This window comes from Legionella tunisiensis, from assembly GCF_000308315.1.
Lineage (GTDB): Bacteria > Pseudomonadota > Gammaproteobacteria > Legionellales > Legionellaceae > Tatlockia > Tatlockia tunisiensis.
In genome coordinates, this window is the sequence record NZ_CALJ01000047.1 from 1 (window position 1) to 2,313 (window position 2,313).

Below are 2,313 nucleotides of genomic sequence, written 5' to 3' on the forward strand. Positions count from 1 at the left end.
TTCACCCCTCTTGTGTACAGACTGGAATTGTCTGAGCGCAATGCCTCTAGGGGGCTTATAAAACTAACAGTATGCTAGGAACCTGATGGCTATCTCCTTGATAATAGTGGCAATATTAATTTTAAGTTTTGTTTGTATAGTAGCCATGCTGTACAAACTGACAAAACAACCTCCTGTGCGCTTATCTGCTCTTGATTATATAAAGCTAACAGTTAGCGGGGTTATTGCCTTTATTGCTGATACATTGGGCGTTGGTAGTTTTGCTGTTAATGTTACCCTGGCTAAAATACTGAGGACTTTTCCCGATGATGAGTTGCCAGCAGTCAACAATGGTGCCCAAGTTATTCCAGGGACGATTGAATCTCTCTTCTTCATGCAATTAGTCGATGTGGATCTGACTACACTGGTAACGTTGGTAATGGGGACTTGTTTGGGGGGATTGATTGGTGGCGCTATTGTGACGCATTTAAGTAAACAAGCTATCCGCTTGTCAATGATGTGTTGCTTTGTGATTATTATCGGTCTACTAATCTGCCATCAATTGCGTTTAATGCCCGTTGGTGGTGAGCTGATTGCGTTGCATTCTGGCAAGCTTTTTATTGGTTTTTTGCAATGATTATCTGTGGTGCTTTAACCTCCGTGGGTATTGGTCTGTTTGTGATGGTGCAAGGCGTGTTATTTTTGCTAAATGTTTCACCTGTTGTGGCTTTCCCCATTATGATGACGGCCGGCGCTATGCAACAACCCTTAACTACCTTAGTGTTTGTGCAACAAAATAAAATTCCTTTGAAAAAGACCTTAATCCTTAGCCTGGCTGGTTGTATAGGTGTTTTATTACTGTACCTGTTTTTATTCATTTAACGGTGACTTGGTTACACTCCCTATTGCTAGTTATTCTAATTTATAATCTCTTCGCTATCAGTCGAACTTATCTGCGTTCTCGAATAAAGGTCAGACGTTATCAACCAACATCTATTCCTCTTGCTGCAGCTGATTAGGGTACAGACACTGTCAAGAAAAGCTGCAAAGATGCTAAAATAAGAAATACTGTTTCTTCTCCTTTAGGTACCCTGTTAAGTTTCACCTAGATGGAGCAATCACACATTGAGTACGATGAAACGAGAGCATTATTTAGATTGAATGCTTTGTGTTAGTTTTTAAAGGGTCGCTTTGATGGAAGAACCGAAAAGTAAATCACAAAAAAACGTGACGCCGATGCTTTGCAGAAGGTAGGAGTCAAATTAATCGCGTTGAGTTTGGCAAAACTTGATACCTTGCCACTACCACCCAATTTGCGCCAGGCTATTATTGATGCTAAATCCATCAAGAGTCACGGCGCGATAAGGCGACAAGCACAATTGATTGGTAAGCTTATGCGAGCCGCTGATAGCGAGGCTATATTGGAGGCTTATGAGGCCATTATAGCTGTGGATAGTGCTCAAACGGCTTCTTTCCATGAATTAGAGCAATGGCGTGAGCGCTTGATTCATCAAGGGAAAGAGGCTCTTACCGAATTTATAGATGCTTATCAACCAGCGGATGTACAACAGCTACGCCAGCTGGTAAAAAAGGCGGTAGAGGAGCAAAACAGCGAGAAACATGCTGGTGCTTCCAAAGCGCTGTTTCGTTTTTTAAGAGCATGTTTATAATGAATTACTCCCTATTTATTAGTTGCCCAAAGGGCTTGGAATACCTGCTTGAAGAAGAGGTGAAGACACTGGGTTTACATGTTACTCGTGTGAGCCCGCAAGGCGTTTACGGGGAAGCAGATTTAACGGTTATTTACCAACTGTGCTTATGGTCTCGGCTTGCCAATCGTGTGCAGCTTCTGCTTTTTAGTGGTCAAGCCCATAATGAGCAGACTCTTTATCAGCTTTGTAATCAATTTCCCTGGCAAACGGTTTTTTCCGCAGATAAAACGCTGGCAATTGAATTTCATGGTTCTTCAACACATATAAGAAATTCCATGTTTGGCGCACAAGTAGTTAAGGATGGCATTGTTGATCATTTTCGCCAATTTAAAGGAATGCGACCTTCCATCGATCGTGAAAAGGCGCAAATTCGCCTGCATGCCCATTTGAAGCATGACATTGTCACTGTAAGTTTTGACTTGACTGGTTATAGTTTGCATCAGCGTGGTTATCGAACTCAGGCTGGTGAGGCACCATTAAAAGAAAATATTGCTGCAGCAATGTTAATACGGGCTAAATGGCCACAATTAGCTGCTAATGGCTATGCCTTGCATGATCCGTTCTGTGGTGCTGGCACTTTGATTATTGAGGCCGCAATGATGGCTGGACATATTGCGCCGGG

General features: G+C 42.4%; 1 protein-coding gene and 2 pseudogenes. All 3 read left to right on the plus strand.

Annotated features, from left to right (window positions below; translation table 11 throughout):
- The first annotated feature begins 85 nt into the window (after positions 1-85).
- Positions 86-998, plus strand: a pseudogene (locus BN58_RS21785) (sulfite exporter TauE/SafE family protein).
- A gap of 175 nt (positions 999-1,173) precedes the next feature.
- Positions 1,174-1,649 (plus strand): annotated as a pseudogene (gene yjgA / locus BN58_RS03585) (ribosome biogenesis factor YjgA).
- Positions 1,649-2,313 (plus strand): THUMP domain-containing protein (locus tag BN58_RS21790; RefSeq protein ID WP_040916110.1); only part of this gene is annotated, 665 nt, incomplete at its 3' end. The pseudogene yjgA and the gene BN58_RS21790, both read left to right, overlap by 1 nt.